The organism is Pirellulales bacterium (genome assembly GCA_035533075.1).
Classification (GTDB): Bacteria; Planctomycetota; Planctomycetia; order Pirellulales; family JAICIG01; genus DASSFG01.
Map to the genome: position 1 here is coordinate 26,731 of DATLUO010000257.1, position 20,615 is coordinate 47,345.

At 64.4% G+C, this 20,615-nt stretch carries 11 protein-coding genes; 6 read left to right on the forward strand and 5 right to left on the reverse strand.

What is annotated here, in order from left to right:
* The first annotated feature begins 120 nt into the window (after window positions 1-120).
* Genes VNH11_32230 through VNH11_32250 form a run of 5 tightly spaced genes read left to right on the forward strand, consistent with a single transcriptional unit; the run spans window position 121 to window position 11,768 of the window.
* Window positions 121-2,700 (forward strand): protein kinase, encoded by a 2,580-nt coding sequence (locus tag VNH11_32230; GenBank protein HVA51053.1) that lies wholly within the window; start codon window positions 121-123, stop codon window positions 2,698-2,700.
* Between the two features lie 11 nt (window positions 2,701-2,711).
* Complete coding sequence (locus tag VNH11_32235) at window positions 2,712-3,680, forward strand: FHA domain-containing protein (protein HVA51054.1); 969 nt, start codon at window positions 2,712-2,714, stop codon at window positions 3,678-3,680.
* 2 nt (window positions 3,681-3,682) lie between these two features.
* Window positions 3,683-5,092 (forward strand): FHA domain-containing protein, encoded by a 1,410-nt coding sequence (locus VNH11_32240; GenBank protein ID HVA51055.1) that lies wholly within the window; start codon window positions 3,683-3,685, stop codon window positions 5,090-5,092.
* Window positions 5,089-6,390 carry a hypothetical protein gene (locus VNH11_32245; protein HVA51056.1) on the forward strand — a complete coding sequence of 434 codons (1,302 nt, stop codon included), beginning with the start codon at window positions 5,089-5,091 and terminating at the stop codon, window positions 6,388-6,390. Before VNH11_32240 ends, VNH11_32245 begins: the two co-directional genes overlap by 4 nt.
* Window positions 6,391-6,407: 17 nt before the next feature.
* On the forward strand, window positions 6,408-11,768 hold the full coding sequence (locus tag VNH11_32250) for a DUF2610 domain-containing protein (GenBank protein HVA51057.1): 5,361 nt from the start codon (window positions 6,408-6,410) through the stop codon (window positions 11,766-11,768).
* A 57-nt stretch (window positions 11,769-11,825) separates the two neighbouring features.
* Here the strand turns inward: VNH11_32250 and VNH11_32255 are convergent, their stop codons facing one another.
* The 3 genes from VNH11_32255 to VNH11_32265 all read right to left on the reverse strand — a co-directional run bounded on the left by VNH11_32255 (window position 11,826) and on the right by VNH11_32265 (window position 17,187).
* The gene (locus VNH11_32255; protein ID HVA51058.1) at window positions 11,826-14,441 is read right to left on the reverse strand and encodes an FHA domain-containing protein; all 2,616 of its coding nucleotides are present in this window, start codon (window positions 14,439-14,441) and stop codon (window positions 11,826-11,828) included.
* A gap of 896 nt (window positions 14,442-15,337) precedes the next feature.
* A complete protein-coding gene (locus VNH11_32260; protein HVA51059.1) occupies window positions 15,338-15,520 on the reverse strand; it encodes a hypothetical protein in 183 nt (60 codons plus the stop codon).
* 8 nt (window positions 15,521-15,528) lie between these two features.
* Window positions 15,529-17,187, reverse strand: coding sequence for a formylmethanofuran dehydrogenase subunit A (locus tag VNH11_32265; GenBank protein HVA51060.1), 1,659 nt, complete (start codon window positions 17,185-17,187; stop codon window positions 15,529-15,531).
* A gap of 194 nt (window positions 17,188-17,381) precedes the next feature.
* On the opposite strand from VNH11_32265, the gene VNH11_32270 reads away from it, so the two are divergent.
* A complete protein-coding gene (locus VNH11_32270) occupies window positions 17,382-18,710 on the forward strand; it encodes an MFS transporter (protein ID HVA51061.1) in 1,329 nt (442 codons plus the stop codon).
* A 115-nt stretch (window positions 18,711-18,825) separates the two neighbouring features.
* Here VNH11_32270 and VNH11_32275 read toward each other — a convergent pair whose 3' ends face one another.
* Complete coding sequence (locus VNH11_32275) at window positions 18,826-19,575, reverse strand: hypothetical protein (protein ID HVA51062.1); 750 nt, start codon at window positions 19,573-19,575, stop codon at window positions 18,826-18,828.
* Window positions 19,572-20,594 carry a flotillin-like protein FloA gene (gene floA / locus VNH11_32280; protein HVA51063.1) on the reverse strand — a complete coding sequence of 341 codons (1,023 nt, stop codon included), beginning with the start codon at window positions 20,592-20,594 and terminating at the stop codon, window positions 19,572-19,574. Before floA ends, VNH11_32275 begins: the two co-directional genes overlap by 4 nt.
* Window positions 20,595-20,615 lie beyond the last annotated feature (21 nt).

Genomic DNA, 20,615 nt, shown 5'->3' on the forward strand with positions numbered 1-20,615 from the left:
CAATTGGCCTTGCGTCCCCTTAGACTAGGGGCATTCGTAAGCGGGGGTGAAAGCCGGTTCCACGTCGGGCCGCGGGCGGCCTGTCGGACTTCTGTCCTTTTGCGAAAAGGTGATGGTGCCATGTCGATCGCGGCAGCGTACTGGGTAGGAACAACGCTCTCCGGCGGACGTTATCGGATTATCGCCAAGCTGGGCGAAGGCGGGATGGGCGTCGTGTACCGCGCCTGGGATGAGAATATCGCCAACGACGTGGTGGTCAAGGCGCCGCGGCGGTCGATGATGGACGACCCCGGCTTTGCGGCCCGCTTCAAAGGCGAGATGCGGTCGCTCATCGACTTGCCGCACCCGCACATCGTCAAACTTTCCGATATGGGCGAGCACGACGGCCTGCCGTTCGCGGTAATGCAGTTCTTGCCCGGCGGCAGCCTGGAAGACCGGGCCTACGACCGCGAAGGCAAGCCGCGACCGATGCCGGTGTCGAGCCTGTCGGGCTGGCTGCCCCACGTCGCCAAAGCGCTGCAGTTCATGCACGGCAAGAACTTTATCCATCGAGACGTCAAGCCGGGCAACATCCTCTTCGATGCCCAAGGAAACGCCTACCTCAGCGATTTCGGGGCATACAAGGCGCTGGCCGGCGGCGAGGCCGCGGCCAAGGCGCACACCGGCACCGGAATGGTGCTGGGCACGCCGCACTACATGGCCCCCGAACTGGCCAGGGGCGAAGAGGTCGACGGTCGCATCGACCAGTATGCGCTGGCCGTCACGGTCTACGAAGTGCTCAGCGGACAGAAGCCGTTCGACGGTCCCAACGGGCTGGCCATCATGTTTCAACACGTGAACCAGGCGGCGCCGCCGCTGGACTCCGTAGCGCCAGGCATTCCACGGGTCTTGGCCGAGGCCGTGTTGCGCGGCATGGACAAAGACCCCGGCAACCGCTTCAAGTCCTGCACCGCGTTTGCCGGCGCCGCGCTGGCGGGTCTGAGCGGCGCCACGGCACCGCCGCGGCCCGCCGGTGGCACCGCGGCGTTTACGCCCATTCCCGTATCCGGGGCAGCCGCTGGACCCAAACCGGCGCCGGTTCCGTTGCCGGTTTCGAGTCCCAACAAGGGAACGCAGCAGACGTTGCGTCCGGCCGTGAAAACGGCGGTCATGGCGGCGGCGCCCGTGCCCCTTGCGCCGGCACCGGCGGCACCCATTCCCGTTGCGGCAGGCGAAAGACCGCCGCCCGCCACTAGAACTAGACGAAGCAGGCAAAAGAACCCGGCCCTCGATTGGCTGAAAAGCCCCGTGGGAATTTCGGTGAGCGTGGCGGGCGGCTTGGTACTCGTGGTGGTTTTGGGCATCGTTATGTCCAGCGGTGACAAGGCTGGCAAGCCGGTGCCCCCGAAGCCTCCGAAGATCGTAAATGACCCTGTAAAGCCGAAGCCCGATCCCGATCGGTCTACGACGCCTGTGGTGACGGACTCGTACGACCCAGGGGCAGAGGCGAATCTGAAGAAAGCGATCAGTGACTGGAACGCGCTGGCGAACGAGATCGAAGCCGAACTGCCCCTCCCGCCGGCAAGCCTCGTCAATGCGAGGACGTACAACTCGCTGGCAGACCTGCAGACGGCCGCGGACAAAGCCGACGGCCAGCGCAATTCCCTCGGCTCGGACTGGCGCATTGACAAGCTGGAAAACACGGCGGTCAAGTTCGAGGACGATCTGGCGAGTCTCCAGAACGTGTCCATCAAGTCGCAAACGGCCGAAGACGCACTGAAGGTGTTGGCGCGCGATGTCGCCGCGCTCAAGAATCGCATGGCTAAGATCAAGGACCAGTTGTCAACCTCGATCGCGCAAAGCCCAGAGGTGCAAGCCAAGCTGGCCTCGCTCCGGGAATCGGAACGTAAAAAAAATGGCAACGGAAATGATCCCGTCCCGCCTCCGCCGCCTCGACCCGACTACACACCGCCTGGTCCGACTACGCAGTGGGTCGCGTCGATTTCGCTGCCCGGTGGCGGATCGCTGGCGCCGGGCGATTTGAATTTGAATGACGTCCAGCTCACGAAGTACGACAAAGGGATGTCCCCGAAGGCCTATGCGTTCAAGAACGAAAAGTCGCCCAAAGGCGGATTGCTGGTGCATGCGAGCTTTAGCGCGAATACGGGACAATCGCTCAACCTCGACGGCTGGACCATCTGTCGCTACGAGAACGGCTCGCCCAAGCTCGTGGCTCAATTCGAGGAGAATGACCGGAGTGGTCCCTTGCGGTATTGGGAGTCAAACAAGCTGCGGTTATACGCGGAGTACAAGAACGACAAGCTACACGGGCTGGCCTGCTACCTCAACAATAACGGTGCGCCGCTCGTGGCGCTGAACTATTCGGGCAATCGGCTTAGGAACAAGTACCTGGTCGATTATAAAAACGGCACGCCGCAGGCCGTAGCGGTCGACGGCACGGATGCCGGGCTGGACCAACAGTTCGCCGGCTATGCGCAGCAATTCCAGGATATGGCCGCGGACATCAAGCAGAAAGAGATCGAGTTTAAAGCTGCGCTCCGAGACGCTTACGAAAAGCTGCAGAAGCAGGCGGTTGCGCAGCAAAACAAGACGCGGCGCCAGCGCGACAAGCTCAATGAGGCGAAGGCCCGAGCGGCAAACAATGCCGCCGCGGCCCGTACCATCAGCGCCATCGCCATCGGCACCGGGGCGGGGTTCTGAGGAGTCGGCCGATGAGCACTTGTCCCTACTGTCAGCATTCACAGGTACCGGCCGGCGCCACAGCTTGCCCAAGGTGCAATACGCTGCTCGATCCGGCGGTGAATCAGAGCACGCCGGCCGGCACGCGCCAGGAATCGGCGGCCGACCTCAACCGCTGGATTGCGGCCGCGCGCGCGGCCGAACCGCCGCCGGAGGTGAAGATCATCCAACGCGAACCGGCCGCGCGCGCGCCGGCACCTCCGTCCGCAGCCACCGAGAACGACGGGTCGCAGCCGTTTCGACCGACGTTGCGGCCGCCGATGTTGGTGCTGTGCGTCGTCGATCAGGGACGCGACGGCGGCGAATTTCGGCGGATCCGCGGCGACCGGGCCGTCATCGGCCGCGCCGAGGGCGACCTGGTGATTTCGCACGATCCGGGCATCTCCGGCCAGCATGCCGAGCTGGTGCGCCTGGAGAGCGGCGGCCGCTTGCGCTGGTGGTTGCAAGACCTGCAAAGCCGCAACGGCACGTTTGCCCGTTGCAACGAGGCCCCGCTGGAGCACGAACAAGAGTTTATGGTCGGCATGCGACGGTTTCGCTTCGAGATGGCCGGCGCGGCCCCGGCGGAGCCGGCGGAGCCGGCGACGCCGCCCGGACCGGCCCGCATCACGACCCAGGGATGGCAGACGGTGACGCCGGCCGATCTCTCGCGGCTTGCTCCCTCGCTGGTCGAGCTGACGCCGACGGGCACCGGCACGCGCACGCCCTTGGCGGCCGCCGAACACTGGATCGGCAGCGACGCGGAGTGTACGGTCGTGGTCGCCGACGATCCTTTTGTGGGTCGGCGGCACGCCAAGATCGTTCGTACGCCGCAAGGCCGCTGGCGGATCGAAGACGGCCCTTCGCGCAACGGCACGTGGCTGCGCGTCCGCAGAATTCCGATCGATACGACGGCCGAGTTTCAGATGGGCGAGCAGCGCTTCGCGGTCAAGGTGTGTTGAATATGAAGATTCGCCTGCGCGTCCGCCCATCGCCGACCGAGTCGTTCGACTGGGAACACCCCGGTCCGCGGATCCGCATCGGCAAGGAAGACTGCCAACTTGCTTTTCGGGAAGAAGGCAACGTTTCCCGCCGCCACGCGGAGATCGAGCTGTCGTCCACGGGCGCCGTGCTGCGCGACATCGGCTCAAAGAACGGCACCTACATCAACGGAGCTCCTGTGGCCGGCGCCGCGATGTTGTCGGTGGGCGACGAGGTCAGCCTCGGCATGGGAGGCCCGCGTCTGAAGGTGTTGTCGATCGAACTGGCTGCGGTCGCAGAAACGGCGCGCACCGGGCCGGTATCCACCTCGCTGGACCCGCCCAGCTCGCCGCCGTCGGCCGCGGCCGACCCCTCGTCGGCGCCGCGGCCAACGACCTTGCCGGGCGTGCGTGTGCTGCGTGCGGAATTGAAGGACGAGAAGCAGCGAAAACGGATGGCACTTGGCGCGGTGGCGCTGGCGGCGTGCGCGGCGCTGCTGATTGCGGGCACGATTGTTTGGCTGCGCACCGGAAAAAAGTCGGAGGCACCGGATGCGACGGAAGCAGCGGAGGCCGATACCATCGACGAGCCGCTTGCCGTGACCGAACCGCCCGCCCCTTCGCCGCCCGCCTCCGCGACGTCTACCCCTTCGCCGCCCGCCGTCCCGTCGCCTCCGGCCAAGCCGATCGAAGAAGCCGTGAAGCCCTTCGAGGCCGCGGTTGTCTGGCTCGGCTTCGAGTTGGACGACGCGCAGTTCGTCTATGCGACGGCGTGGGCCCTCGGTCCGGAGGCCATCGTGACCAGCGGCGAAACGGCGCATAATCTTCAATTCATCGTGGAGAAGTCGCGTTCGACCGACCACGGCCCGGCCCGGATCATCGCACGCGATGCCCGCGGCACGGTCGGCGTCAAGGAGTTCCGAATTCACCCCGCCTACTCCGCCTCGCACGCCGAAAACGACGTCGACATCTCGCAAAAAGCGGCCCATAACATCGCGGTGGGAATCCTCGAGGCGGCCTTGCCGCAGAACTGTTCGCTGGCCTCCGACGCGGAGATCGACGGTCTGAACGTCCATTCTCCGCTACTGGTGGTTGGATTTGCCAACGACGCCGGCACGAAGGAGCCGTTTGACAAGATCAAGGGCCATGTCCGCCTGGAGCGCAAGACGGCCCGCGTCAGCTCGAGCGATCCGCCGGGGGCCGAACAGCCCCGGAGCTACCGCTTGACGGTGGGGGGTGCCGAGTCGCTCGCCGGTCCGCTGGAAAACCTCGCCGGGGCGCCGGTGTTCAACGAACATGGGCACGTGGTGGGCGTGTTGGCCATTTTGGGAAATTCGATTCGCATGAGCTCGGTGCGAAATAACCGTGGGTGGATCAAGGAGAGCGTTCCATGAGCAGGCAGCGTCGCGAATCTTGGTGCCGTTTCGGCCTCCGCATGGTGCTGGTGCATTACCGTCTTTCGGCGCCAGGGGCGCGGTTCGTTGCGCTGGTCGCCTTTCTGGCGATCGCCTTCCGGCCGGCCGATTGCCACTCGCGAGATCCGGTGGCCGATTTCGACGCGGCGATCCAGGCCCTCGTCAACCTCGAGGAGCAACGTCGCAAGGACACGGCCGAGGAGCTCGAGCGGATGCGCAAAGGGTTGGCGGAGCTAGGTTCGCGCGTCCACACCATGCGCCAGTGGACCCAGCTCAACTTCGATCTCGACAAACAGGGGAAGATACCGCGCCCCAAAACGGTGTCGAAGTATTTGCAGGGGCTCGAACATCGCAAGGAAACCACCGCCTACGCCCTGCTGCAGTTCCGCGACCAGTCGCGCGGCGCTGTCAAGTCGGGCCGCGCGCAGAATTTCTTTCTGGATGAATGCGGACCGGCCGCCTTCGAAATGTTGTATTGCCGCAGCCTCAGCCGCGACCAGTCGCGGCAGGGCGACGCCGACGACTTCGAGCGGGAGGTGCTCAGCGGGATGACCACCAACTACAAGCTCGACGCCAACATCATCCGCCATATCCGCTATCGCCGCGGCCTGACGGGATCCAAGCTTACCGGCCGGCTCAACGAAAAGCCGCTCGATCTGGACCACCTCAATTCCGTGCTGCGCCAGGCCGCGTTCAAGAACCAGGTCGACCGCATCGCCTCGTGGCGAGACCGGGCTTTGGCCGAGCTGGAGAAGGGCCAGCCGGTCTCGCCCGATACCGCAGGGAAGCTGATGGACGCGGTTCAGACCCTGTTGGACGAAATCCGCGCCGAGAAGAAAAAACAGGCCAAGTTCGGGTTCAACGCCATGCGGCCCTATCTGCAGGCCGAGCGGCAGATGTTCGCCGTCTACGAAGGCGCCGCGCGCTTGATCGAAGCGAACGAGGCGGCCGACGTGGTGGTCGAAGAATTCAAGTCGGGCACGATCTGCGAGCTGTTGGCCTACATGCAACGCAACAACTTGCACTTCGACGCCGCCGACGACAACGGCGACGTGGCCTACAACACGCTCTATACCTTGCTCTCGAAGTTCTATCTCGACCTTCGCGCGTTGCAGCAGGCGGTCGCCGATTCGGAGCAATCCTACGTGGGAATGGCCCAGCGAGAACGCCAGATCGCCGACGTGAAGTTGGGCCGCTCGGTCAGTGGCGCCAGGGGTGATCTGTGGGGCAAGACGCTGGACGGCATTCAGGGCGCCATCGAAGCAGACAACCCCTAGCAGGATACCGGCCGGCCGTGAGAATCCGCCTTCTCGTTCGTCCGTCGCCTGCCGAGGCCTTCGAGTGGGAGCATCCGGGGCCGCGCATTCGCATCGGCCGCGGCGACGACTGCCAACTCATCTTTCGCGGCGAACCGGCTGACAGCGTTTCCAAGGGGCACGCCCAGGTCGATCTCTCCCCCTCCGGCGCCCAGTTGACCGACCTCCGCTCGCGCAACGGCACGTTCGTCAACGGCGCGCCGTTGGTGGGCGCCACGCGGCTCGCCGTGGGCGACCATATTTATCTGGGCCGCGCCGGACCCCGGCTGGAAGTGCTCTGGCTCGATCTCGCCGCTATGGCCACGGCCTCCACGGCCTCCACGGCGTTCCGGCGTCGGGCGCCTGATGGCGAAGACTACGCCGGACCCGCTCCGATTCTGGCCTCGGCCGCGCCCGCCGAGCGCACCCTGAAGGTGTTCATCGCCTCGCCGGGCGACGTGAAACTCGAGCGCGAAACCGCCGGTAAGGTTTTGCAGAACCTGGCCAATGCCTACTCCGGCGTTTGTCAGATCGAGTCGGTCATGTGGGAAGACTACCCCATGGCCGCCACCGACACATTTCAGGCCCAAATCCCGCGCCCTTCGCAGTTCGATATCTTCGTCTGCGTCCTGTGGTCGCGACTGGGAACCGTGCTGCATGAATCACATCGCCGCGCCGATGGCTCGCGTTATGAGTCGGGCACCGAATTCGAATATGAAGACGCGCTTGAGGCCTGGCGACGGCGGAAGGTGCCCGACATCTTCGTTTACCGCAAGCGAGCCGAGTCGTTCATTTCGAAGACCGACGTCCGCCGCGCCCGCGAAGAGCTCGACCAGCAGGAAAAGGTCGAAGCGTTCTTCGAAAAGCACTTTCGGGCGGCCGACGGCTCGTTCAAAGGCGCTTACAGCGAGTTCAGCGACGCGGGCGACTTCGAAGATCGCCTCAAGGCGCATCTGAATGCCGTGGTGACTCGTCACATTCAGAAGCTCGGCCTCGCCGACCACGAGGTACAAAATGCGCGGCGCGTGACCTGGCAGGGCGCTCCGTATCGCGGCCTGGAGGTCTTCGATTTCGAGCATAAAGACATCTTCTTCGGGCGGACGCGGGCCATCAGCGCGGTGATCGGCGCCTGGCAGAAGCAGGCGGCCGAAGGACGGCCCTTCCTGCTGGTGGTCGGCGCCAGCGGAAGCGGCAAATCGTCGCTGGTGCGGGCCGGCGTGCTGCCCATGCTCGCTCGGCCGGGCGTGGTGTCGGGCGTGGCCGCTTGGCGCCGCGCCGTGTTTCGCCCCAGCGCTGCCGGCGGCAATTTGTGGTTGGGGCTCGCCCAGGCCTTGCTCGCCACGGAGGCCCTGCCCGAACTCCGTCAGCGCGGCTGCCACGACCCCCGTCTCGCCCAGTTGTTGAGAGAAGTGCCCGTCAAGGCGCTCGAAGAAATTGGCCGGACGTTGGCTGCGGCGAACTCGCCCGCCAACGGTCAACCGGGGCGGCAATCGAACCTGGTTCTGCTGCTGGATCAGTTGGAAGAGGCGTTCACGCTGGCCGACGTGACGGCCGGCGATCGAACGGCTTTTTTCCGGGTCGTCGAGCTGATGACGCGGGCCGGCGTGTGGGTGATCGCCACCGTGCGGAGCGATTTCTATCACCGTTGCCTGGAGGTGCCCGAGCTGGTGCGGCTGAAGGCGACCGACGGACAAATCGACTTGCAGCCTCCCACGGCCGGCGAGATCGCCGCCATGATCCGCGATCCGGCGCTGGCCGCCGGTTTGCACTTCGAGCGCAAGCGGCAGACCGACGAAGGCCTCGACGACACGCTGGCCCACGCCGCCGCCGCCAATCCCGACAGCTTGCCGCTACTGGAGTTCACGTTGGGTGAGTTGTTCAAGCGGCGGAGCGGCAACCTGCTGACCTTGGCTGCTTATCACGACCTGGGCGGCCTGGAGGGCGCTTTGGCCAAGCGTGCCGGCGAAGTTTTCGGGCAGCTTTCGCCTGAGGTTCAAGCCGAGTTGCCCCGGCTGTTCCGGCAGCTTGTCTCGCTTGCCGCAGGCGCCGACGCGCCGCCCACGCGGCGACCGGCGCCGGTGGTAGGTTTGACCGCTACGGCACCGCTGCAAACGCTGTTTGAGATGTTTGTCGAAGCCCGTTTGATTGCCACGCACAACGCGGCCGACGGCACGGCGGTGGCGGAGGTCACTCACGAGGCGCTGCTCACCCGCTGGCAGCCGCTGCGCGACTGGCTGGCCGCCGACAAGGAGTTATTGCAGATTCACGGGCGGGTGGCGGCCGCCGCCCGCGAATGGGAGCAGCACCGCCGCTCGCGCGAGTGGCTGCTCGACGGCGGGCTGCCGCTGGAAGAAGCCAAGCAGTTGTACGGCGCCGGATTCGACTTGAGCGACAGCGAAGCCTGGTTCATCGCCAGTTCCATGCGCCGCGCGCGGCGGGCCAAGCGCGTCAGGCAGGCCGCCGTCTCCACCATGGGCGTGCTCGTGCTCGCTTCGTCGTTCCTTTTGGCGGTGGCCCGGAAACAAAGTCGCGAAGCGGTCCAGGCGCGGAAGGAGTCGGACACCGTGAAGGGCGCTTACGAAGCGGCTGCGCGCCCCGTCGCGGCAGAGGACATTCGGCACCTGCCAATGCTGGCAGATTACGAGAGCCGGGCCAGCATTTTCTTGGAGGCCCAAAGGCAGCTCGACGAGAAAATGCCGGATGATCCCACGGTCAAGCCGGCATTGGCCGAGACCTGCTTAGTGATGGGCATGATCCGTTCATGGATCGGTCCGTATCAGTCGGCGGAAGAGAACTTGAAGGAGGCCGCAAAGCGGTACGCGGAGCTTGCACGGACTCATCGTGGAGAGCTGCGGTACCGGCTGGGAGAATGCCGTGCGTTGCTGGAGATCGGCTGGCTTTATTTCGACGATAACCGCCCTTCGGCCGCACGTAAACAATATCAAGAGGCCCTACAACGCTTGGAGCGAGAGCACGCGCGAGCGAAAGACAACGCTGATATTTGCTACGAGTTGGCGGTCTGTCTGGTGCGGCTGGGAGGTTGTTTGCCCGATGACACTGCCCCCGCGAAGCGCAAGGAACTGGCCGGCCGCGCCGCCGACCTGTTTGAGTCGCTGATCGAAAACCACTACCGCGAGGCCGATTCGCGCGCCGGCCTGTCGGTGGCCAAGTATCGCCTTCTGTGGGCGGGATTCGATGGCAAAGACCAGCAGGCCCTGCTGGCCGGCCTGGCCGAGATCGCCGCACTTGACGAGCGGGCCAGGAAGGTCAGGCCGGAATCTCCTTATCTGAACAGCTTCTCGGTGTTCACCGCTCACGACAAGGCCGACAGCCTGGTGAAGTTGGGAAGGTATCAAGAAGCCCTGACCGAGCGGAACAAGGCGGTGGCGCAAGCGAGTGCCATCGTCAAGCAGTCGCCGAACGTGCCCCGCTACGGCGGCGCGTGGGCGTATGCCCTCAAGGAACGCGGCCGCGACCTATGGCGGCTTGGTTCTGAGCGCGCGAAGGACGCACAAGCCGCGTTCGACGAGGCCGCCCGCGCGATCGATGGCTACGTCGATCGGTTCCCGGACCGCGCCCACGTGGCTGCCCAGTGCATCGACTTTCACAACGCGCTCGCCGATTTTTACGAATTCGGTCCCAAACCACAGGGCGAATTGCAGGCGGGCCAAGACCTGCTGTATGTCCTGAACCAGACCAGCGATCGCGGCCGCCCAATGGCCCGGTCGTTTAAAGACCACCGCGCCGTCCAGATCAATTTCGCCAAAACGCTTGCGTCGCGCGGACGCTGCCATAGCCAAGGCGGCCGATACGAAGACGCGCTGCCCTCGCTGATCGAATGTGAGACGGTCTACCGCGAACGCATCCTGACGCACGGCGAATCGACCGATGACGACTTTGAAGCGTATCTGGCCCAGTTGCAAGCGGCCGCGGCCTGCGCCGGTTCGCTGGGAAAGGGCGACGACGTCGTGCGGCTGGGAGCGTTGGCCCTGCAAGTCCGCAAACGCTGCACCACTCCCGCACGTGTCGACAATCTGTGCAACATCCTCAGCGAGACGGCAAAGGCCCACCGCCGGGCGAAACGTTACGATCAGGCGATCGAGGCATTGCAGCAAGCCGTCGAGATTGGCCGCCCAATGTTGGACAAGAATCCCTGGCACTGGTACCTGGCGACCAATCTGGGTGTCGCCTATCAGGGACTCGCCGACCTCTGGCGTGAGCTCAATGATCATCGCCAGGATGTGCTCGCCAACCGCGAGTACCTGAAGCTCATCGTCGGGCCGCGCTATGGAGCCAAAATCGACGACGACCCTGCTTCCGACCGTCCCGGCGATAAGGCCGAAGCCGACCGGCTGCGCGCGCTCATCGAAAACGCCACTGCCAGCGGCATGAAGCGGTTTACCGTGCCCTGCGATTTTGACGGCATCAAACAGCCCTTCTATTTCTACATCACCAACGTGCCGCCGCCGACGCACCCGCTCGAAGAGCAGGCCCGTTGGCTCAAGGAAGAACGGGGCGGCACCATTCCCAAGGAAGTCATGGATTCGTTTGCAAAGTTGCAAACGATTGCACACGAGAACAATGTTTCGTTCGTCGATTTGTGCGTCTATGCGCTGGGGAGCGCCTCGACAGCGTCGGGCGGCGTCCCGGAGTTCGAGATCGACAACCTCAAGGCGCTAGACAAGGACCCAAGCACTCCAGAAGAGAGCCAACCAAAACTGGCCAGCGCGAAGGCGGCGCTCGACGGCGCGCCCAACGACCGTACCGCCTTGCTTGCGGCCGCCGAGGCGTACGACGAATACGGCCAACGGTGCTTGAGGGCAAACCGGATTCGCGAGAGCGCCACGGCACTAAGCGAATCGGCCCGCGCGCGGGAACAGCTCACCAACCTCGAGTCGACACAGACCGTTCATCGCACTTCTCTGGCCGCCGCCCTGGTTTGGAAGGGCAAAGCTCACGTGCTGCTCAGGGAATATGATGTCGCTTACAACTGCTTCCTGCGCAATCTTGATCTGCTGGAGCAAATCGAAGGCGGCCAGCCCGACGAAGCACAGCGGGCGGCCGTCGCCACGGGCCAGCGGGTGCTCGGGGAGTTGGCACAACGCCGCGGCGACGCTCCCGCGGCCGTCCATTGGTACGCGCGGGGCGTCACCGGCGGCAACCGGCCGGCAGCGGTGCAGATGGTCAAGCTCCTGCAGAGCGATCCGAAATTCGAAACAACGCTGATCGACCTGCTGCCGTCGGACCTGCGGCGCATTTACGACCGCGTCAAACAACGAGACAAGCCCGCCAACGCGGACGAATTTGCCACCAAGTTCGCCGACCAGGTCGAGGTGGCCCAGAGAGAATTCGTTCCGTGAAGATGTCTCCGCTAGGTCACCTTTCACTCTGCGAAAGGCGTCCCAGGGGTGGATCGTTCAACGATTGCGTCGCCCACGGATGTCGCGCATCCGCAGAATCCGGAAGATCGCCGCCGCCAAGAAAACCAGCGTCGCCATCAATGCAAAGATCACCCTCTTGACTCCAAACCGGCGCCCGGTGGGAAAGTAGTCCTCCGCCCAGTCGCGCGTCTCCAGGGCGGGAAGGGCCGTCGCTGCTCCCGCCACCGGCGGCGGAAATGGACTCCGCGCTTTGTTCTCCAACAACAACAGACCCTCGAAGCCCCAGCGCGAAGGCATGGCCAGCGCCGCCATGCGGACTGTAGCCGGCATCTTGTGTACCGGCAGCATCAGTCCGCCGAGAATGACCATCGGTAACAGCACGATGGGAAGCAGGGCGATGGCGACTTCCGTGGTCTTCGCCGTCGCCGACAGCGCCAGCCCGATGGCGACCCCCACCAGCGACAAGAGCAAGACTAGAGCGAACATCGCGGCCAGTGCGCCTTGCAGTTTGCAGCCCCAGGCGACCAGGCCCAGGAGGATCACGCACTGCACGACACAAAGCCCGGCCAGCACGGTAAACTTCGCGGCGAGGTACGATCCGATGGATAAACCGACCATCCGCTCGCGGCGATAGATCGCCGCTTCGCCGACGATGTCGCGGACCGCATTCGAACAGCCGAACCAGAGGGCCGACAAGACCAGCAGAAAAAGCGTGACTGACAACGATTGCGAGGTCGCCAGCGGCGCCGCGTCGGCTTCCTTGCCGGTGACCTGGCCGCCGAACACCAGGGCGATCAGCGCGCCGACGATGGGGGCCTGAGCCAGCAAAGTCAGCGTGTTCCAACGGTCGGCCGCCTTGATGACCAGTCCGCGCAGAGTCAACGTAACCCACTGCGAGAACACGAAGCCCTTGGTGGACCGCCGGGGCGCGCCGAGCTCGCCGGCGCTGGCCTGCTGGCCGGCCCGCGACTCGATGTACTCACGATGATAAGCCGACCCGCGGTAACGTTGCAGACACTGCGCGAAGCCGTGCTTCTTGCAGCCCTCTTTGTAGCCTTCTTCCACCGCTTCCGGAGGCGCGTCGCTGCCGCGCCGGAGGTTCGCAACGCCGTCGGGATTGAAGAACTCGACGGCGTTCGGATAGGCCGGACCGTAATAAACGACGTTGCCGGGGCCGTTCTGCTCCTGGTCGCGGGCCACGAATACCAGGTTGTCCAGCAGCCGGAACACTTCCAGGCTGGGCTGATGGATCGTCAGCAGGATCGTTTTGCCGCTGTCCGCGAGCTTGCGCAACATCCGCATCACGACCAGCGTATCGCCCGACGACAACCCCGACGTCGGCTCGTCGAGGAACAGCAGCGACGGATCGGTGAGAAGTTCCATCGCCAGGTTGGCCCGTTTTCGCTGGCCGCCGCTGATGCCTTTCTTCGTTTCCGGCGAGCCGATCTGCACGTGCTCGGTGCCTTTCAGACCGAGTTCTTCGAGCACCTTCGCGATGCGCGAGTCGATGTCTGGCCCGGAATAGTCGCCAGGCAAGCGGAGCTTGGCCGTATAGTAGAGCGCCTGGTACACCGTCAGCTCGCGGTGAACGATGTCGTCTTGCGGAACATAGCCGATCGTCGCGCTGAATTGGTCGTAGTTCGCATAGAGGTCGTTGCCGTTCACCAGCACGCTGCCGGCGCCGGGCCGCGTGTAGCCGTTGAGCGCGGTCATCAACGTCGTTTTGCCGGCCCCGCTGGGGCCCATCAGGCCCACGAATTCCGTTGGAAAGATAGTCAACGACACGCCCTCCAGCAGATTTCGCCCCGGCACGGCCACGCCGACGTCGCGCGCCTCCAACGTGACGTTGCCGCGATAGTCCCGCTTTTCGAGTTTGCCGTCGTCGGTCAACTGAAACAGGCAGTTGCCGAAGCCGATGCGGTCCCGTGGGCGGACGGGCGTCGGCCCCTTGATCCGCCGGCCGTTCAGAAACGTGCCGTTCTCCGAGCCGAGGTCTTCGATCCAATAGCCCTCGGCCCCGCGCGCCAGGCGAGCGTGCCGGCGCGAGACGAGCGGGTTGTCGAGCACCTGATCGCACGAGGCGTCGCGTCCAAATACGATGCTGGAGGTGATGGCGCTGACGGCCTGCGTCGGTTTTTGCCCCAGCACCAGCGGACCGGACAGCAGCCGGTGCGCCGGCACTCGCAGCGAGCCGAAGTAGACGATGTCGGTCGGCGACAGAGGCGTCTTTGTGACGATCGGGTCCGGGCCGCCGATCCTCGTGCCATTGCTGGAATGGAGGTCTTCCAGCGTGATCTGTCCGCCGTCGATGACCACCTGGGCGTGGTGGGCGGAGACCATGGGATAATCGAGAACCACGTCGTTGTCGTCGGCCCGGCCAATGCGGACGATGCGCCGCTCGGCGGGCGACGGTTGCGGCCAGGGCAAGCGAAGCTCGTGCCCCAGCGTGATCGTGTCGCCGGGCCCGACCTTGACGGGCAAGCCGATCCGAACGCCATTGACGTAGGTGCCGTTGGTCGAGCCGAGGTCTTCAAGCATGAAGCCATCGGGCAAGCGCGTCAACTGGCAGTGCCGCGACGAGACCGCCGGATGATTGACGAGGATGTCGCAGCTTGGGTCTCGCCCAAAGCTCCACCGACTGTATGCGCCCATCTTGCAGGTTCTTTCCCTGAAGCGTCAAACGAAAAGGCCCACCTTCCGGCCGACGGCCGTTGCGGATTGGTTCGAGGCCGCAAGTCTAAGTTATCGTAAAGCCGCGGGGGCGGGTGTTGCAATCCGGCTCCAACGGCTGTCCGTATGCTGAAAGTCGAAACTGGCAATCGCCGCTGCCCCGTTACGCCGGCCGGGTGGCGCTGGTCGGTTGACGTCGCGTTGCCTCATTGGCCGGCCGCTTCGTGTCTAGGAATCTGCGGCGGATTCGCGGAACCTTCGGGCGGTTGACCGCGACAAGAGGCATCCACTCGTGCGTCACCGCTTTGCGGCGCTTCGGCAACCTGCATCGGTTTCATCGACCAATCACCAGCCCAGGCTCGGCTTCAGCCACCACCGGCGGATACCCCCGCGCGGCGCCGAGACGAGAAGTCCGCGGGCGATGTAAAGCATCGCCGAACCCGGTACGCAGGTGCCGTACACCAACCCGAAGCGCTAGCGAGGAACGTGAAAAAGGCGACAAAACCTCGCTTGCGCTTCGGGTTAGTGTGAAATGGGAACGGGTTCGGCGAAGCTTTACCGGGCGATGCCTGTAACCTATTGCGGTGACACGGTTTACGGCGATGCCGGCGCGCGGGTACACTCCCACGCAGACACGGCGCGCAAAACAAAAGCGACACGCGCATGTCGCTTTTGTGTTGCGCGCGCGGCCCGTCTTGGTCCTCGGCCTTTGAGACGGCCCAAAACAAAAGCGCCGCGCGCGCGGCGCTTTTGTCGCGCACACACGGCCGGTTGCGCGCGAGCGTCTCGACGCTCCAACCGCGTCATTCGTTGCTTGGCGGCGCGGGGCCGACGCGACAGGCGCGTCGCGTGCGCGCGCAGACGCTGTTGGCAACACCCTACCTCGCGATGGGCACGTGGCGCTTGGCGGTCAGGTGCTGCGCTTGTCGTTCGGGCATATAGCCCAGGCTGCCGTTGATGCCAACGTCTTGGTTCAAATACCGCCGAAGGTTCACGCCGGGAGCGGGCGAGACGTAGGCCGACACGCGGCCTGCGGCGTCGACCAGCGCGAACTCCGGCAACCGCGGATCTATTGGTGATCCACCTGCTCCGCCGCTTCGAGATAGTCGAACGTCACCGGGTAGTTGCGGAAGCGGACCGAATAATACCGCTCGAACCAGGCGGCAATGTCGGCTTCGATGCCGGCATCGTATTCGGGCGCCACGTGCAACGTCTTGCCGTGGACCGGCTGGCGGATTTCCCCCTGCTCGACGATGATCTGCCCGGCCTTGATGACATAGCGCGGCAACTCGAACATCGTTTCTTGGTTGTCGTCGGGCGTGTAGAGAGTCACGTCGGCGTCGGCGCCCGGACCAAGATGGCCTTTGGTCTTCAGACCCAGAATTCGGGCGGGGGCGGCGCGGGTGATCGTGCAGATCTCGCTCAACGAATACTCGCGGTCAAGATCGGCAAGCCGGCTCCGCTCGCGCACGGCCGGGTGGACCGTCTTCAGCACGTCTTGCCGATAGCTGCGGTCCATCAGCAGCCGTACGATCTGCGGATAGGCCAGAAACGAGCTGCCGTTGGGGTGATCCGTGCTCATCGCCAGCTTCCAGGGGTCTTTCACCATCAGATACCATTCCAGGCCGATGGCCCATTGCAGGGCGTGGACCAGGCTCTTGTTGCGATATTCGATCGGTGCGATGCCGCAGCCAGACTCCAACTCGGTGTCGGCGCTGAACCACTTGGTTTTGTAAATGTTGCTGAGGTAATAGCCCAGCGGGCCGTCGCCGGTCATGCTCGTGGTGGGGCCGAAGAGCACCTGCCCGACATCGACCGTGATGTTGGCGTGCTCGTTCACGTAGTCCACCAGCGGCTGCACCTTGGAGTTGAACGTGTTTTCGTCTTCGTCGCCGCCGCCGTAGCTGTGAAATTGAATGTGCGTCAGATGGCCGCGGCGGCCCTCCAGGGCGCGCATGGTTTCCAGCGTCGTTCGCCAGTTGCCCGGCAGGCCCAACTGGTTGGAGTGAATGTGTACGGAGTGAGGCAGACGCAGCTCGTCGGCGGCCTGGGCCAGGCCGGCGATGATCTCGCGCGGCGTCACGTCGAAGGCGGCCACGTTGTCGTCGAGACTTCGGACGTCGCCGGCCGGCCTGGTCTTCCAGACTTCGACGCCGCCGGGGTTCACCAGCTTGGGCGCAAAGCCTTTGGCCGACGACAACAGCCAGGCGACGAACGCCCGCAACTTTTCCGGCTGCTTTTGAGCGAGACACCGCATCACGTAGTGATTGTTGCCCATCAGCACATAAAAGCCCTTGTCGATGCAGGGCGTGTCGGCGAATTCTTCGTGGGCATGTCGGGCGGCCAGCGGCGGAATGGCGGCATCGAAGGCGGTCGTGTAGCCCAGCCCGGCGTATTTGTAACCGGTGGCGAAGGTGCTGGGCACGCTGCCCATCGTGCCGCTGTGCGTGCGGTCGGTGCGGTGGACCTGCGGACCGCGGCGCTTTTCTTCCGGCCGCATCTTGCGCGCCAGGTTGACCTTGGGCCCGGCGATATGACAGTGCATGTCGATGCCGCCCGGCATGACCACCAGCCCGGTGGCATCCAGCGTCCGGTCGGGCGTGTGGGCGGGGTCGTCGGGCGGCTCCACGATCTTGCCGTCGGCGATCCACAAATCGCGGACTTCCCCGCCGACGCCGTTGATCGGATCGTAGACGGTGCCGTCGGAGATCTTGAGTTGGTAGGGCATGATTTGGGGAGAGACGGAGGGAGGGAATGATGCAAGGATAGTTCGCGCCGCGACGACGTTCCCGGAGCGCCAAAAGCAAAGCGGATCGTTCGCCGGATGTCAAGGACGGCAACTCAGACTGCCTACCGCACTCGGCACTTTTTCCGTAAGCTGGGCGACGTTGCCACGATCCCCCTCAACAACCAAAGGTCCTGATGTCCGAAGCTCCTCGCAAAGGCTCGTTGCTGGTTATCTTTCTGACGGTCTTCATCGACTTGCTGGGGTTTGGCATCGTGCTGCCGTTGCTGCCGATCTACGGCGAGGATTTTGCGCTGCAGTACGATTTGACCGATCAGCAGGTCGGTTGGCTCATCGGACTTTTGATGTCGAGCTTCTCGGCGATGCAGTTTTTGTTCCTGCCGGTGTGGGGACGGCTGTCCGATCGCTTCGGCCGACGCCCGATCATTCTCATCGGCCTGACCGCCTCGACCGTGTTTTACGGCATGTTCGGGCTGGCGGCGCTTTATCACAGTCTGCTGGGCCTGTTTCTCACGCGCATCGGCGCCGGCATCGCCGGAGCCACCATCTCGACGGCCCAGGCTTACATCGCCGACACCACGACCAAAGAGAAGCGGGCGAAAGGCATGGCACTCATCGGGGCCGCGTTTGCGCTGGGCTTCACGCTCGGCCCGATGATCGGGGCCGGGTCGCTGTTCCTCGGCCGGCAGGTGGCCGAAAGCCCTTGGCCTGGGTTTGTGGCGTCGCTGATGTCGGCCTTTGCACTCCTGCTGGCGTTCGTCAAGTTGCCCGAATCGATGCAGCCGGAGAGCGGCGTGACGGCCCAGCGGAAGCTGTTCGACCGCTCCGCGTTGCGGGCCGCGCTGGCCATCCCCTCCGTGGGCCTGCTGCTGTTGACTTCGGCGCTGGCCGTCTTTTCGTTCGCCAACTTCGAATCGACGTTGTCGGTGCAGATCGACCACCTGGCGATGAACTCGACGAAGGCCGACGCGCCGCTGTTGGGCTGGCTGTCGGACAAGATCAAAGATTCGGGATACGAGCGGCAGGAAGACGTGGCGATCATCGTCGTCTGCGCGGCCTTTGCGTACCTCGGCCTCATTCTCACGTTGGCCCAGGGCTTTTTGGTGCGGCGGCTGGCCGACCGGCTGAGCGAAGGCGCGATGGCCGTGCTCGGCGGACTGTCGGCACTGGCCGGTTTCGCGCTGCTGGCCGTGGCGACGTTGCGTGGCAGCTTTGAGTTGTTGGTGGGGGCCATGGCCGTGGAGGTGGTCGGCTTTGCGCTGGTGAACCCCTCGCTTCAATCACTGATCTCGCGGCGCAGCGACCCGAACCAGCAGGGCGGCATTTTGGGACTGGCCCAGAGTGCCACCTCGCTGGCCCGCATTCTCGGGCCGGTCTTTGGCCTGCGGCTGTTCAAGCAGTCGCCCGAATATCCTTATTACGGCGCCGCTGGGCTGATGGTGCTGGCCTTACTGTTGATCGTGGTCTCCGTGCGATCGGGACGCGATTTTGGGCACCAGGAGTAGGGTGGGACCAGCGAGCTTGCGAGCGCCGGCCCGCCAGTTCAGGGTTCAGGGTTCAGGGTTCAGGGTTCAGGCGTCAGCCTGTTTGTCCTGACGCCTGAAACCTGACGCCTCGAATCTACGTCTCCGACGTATCCGACCGCACCTGCACCTGCAGCGCGCCCAGCATCCGCGTGATCGCTTCTTCTTTGCGCTCGATGAAGGGCACATTGTCGAGAATGATCGCGCGGCGCTCCTCGCTCGGCTGCAAAATCAGCCGGCCCGATCGCAACAGCAGATACTCGAAAACGTCGTTGATCTCTTTGTCGATGCGCAAGTGCGGCGACGGAAAGCGTTCGAGGTTGCTCAAGATGCCGTGGTGGTGCAACAACTCGTTGGGCCGCACCTCCCAATAGTCGAAGTGGACCATCACGTAGGCCACCAAAAAGATCAACGCCAGGATGCCGGCAATCGACCAGTAGAACGTGGCATTGGCCTCCGGCTTGAACTTCTTGAAGGTCCCCGTGACCGTCGGCAGCATCTCCGGACGATATTCGAACAACAGCACCAGCCCCATCACCACCGCGGCCGCAAAAAAGAACAGCGTCAGCGACGTGGTGCGAGGAAAGTCGAAGGCCAGCACCACCAGATTGACCGCCAGGATGCCGAGAAACACCGTCGACATCATCACCGAGGTGGTGTTGCTGCCGTCGAGTGCCCGCGACGTGAAGCTCAGATAAGTCCCGGCCACCATCGCCATCAACCACGCCGGATACAAGAAGATGACCTTGGGATAGGAAATCAGCACGATTCGCTCCGGAACTCTGGAGAGCGTGGCCTTGGCCAGGGAGGGACTGCTGATCGGGGCGTCGTCGGTCGTGTCGCTCATGACGGCGCTCCATTGCCGTGCGGTGCGCCCTGCGTGAGAAACGTCCCCTGGCGGAAGGCCGATGCCATGGCCATCGGCACCTCGGCCTCGGCCAGCACCACGCGGGCCCGGTTCTCGGCCGTGCGGGCCTTCATCTCCTGCTCGCGGGCAATCGCCACCGCCCGCCGCCCTTCGGCCCGCGCGCGGGCCACCCGCGTATCGGCCTCGGCCTGATCCACCTGCAGCCGCGCGCCGATGTTCTCGCCCACCTCGATGTCGGCAATGTCGATGGAGACGATCTCGAACGCCGTCTGGGCATCGAGGCCGCGGGCCAGTACCGCCTTGGAGATCATGTCGGGCTTTTCCATGACGATGAAATGGTCGTCGGCCGAGCCGATCGCCGTGATGATCCCTTCGCCCACGCGCGCGATGACCGTCTCTTCGGTCGCCCCGCCGATGAGCTGCCTGATGTTCGTGCGGACGGTGACACGGGCACGCACGCGCAGCTCCACGCCGTTCTTGGCGATGGCGCTGAGGGTGGCTTTTTTCGACCTCTGGGGGTCGGGGCAGTCGATCACCTTGGGGCTGACGCTGGTCTGCACGGCTTCCAGCACGTCGCGTCCGGCAAGGTCGATGGCCGCCGCCCGGTCGAAGTCGAGGTCGATATCGGCGCGGTGGGCGGCGATGATCGCCCGGATGACGCCCGGCACGTTGCCGCCGGCCAGATAGTGGGCCTCCAGGCGGCGCGTGGTGATGCCGGTCGTGGGGTCGCTGCCGATGCCCGCCTGCATGGCCATGATCTTCGACTGCACAATCACGCGGGCATTGACCTGCCGCAGGCTCATGCCGACCAGGCTCAGCATGCTGACCCGCGCATTCGACATATAGGCCTGGAACCAGATGTTGCCGTAGAGCATCAGCATGACGCCGAAGGCGATGATGATGCCGATCAGGACGACGATGGCCAGGCCCCAGATGAGACGCGTCTCCAATGCCTGAAGATCGGCCTGAGCGAACAGAATAGCCAGGTTCTGGAACATAATAGCTCTTCGTTGAAAACC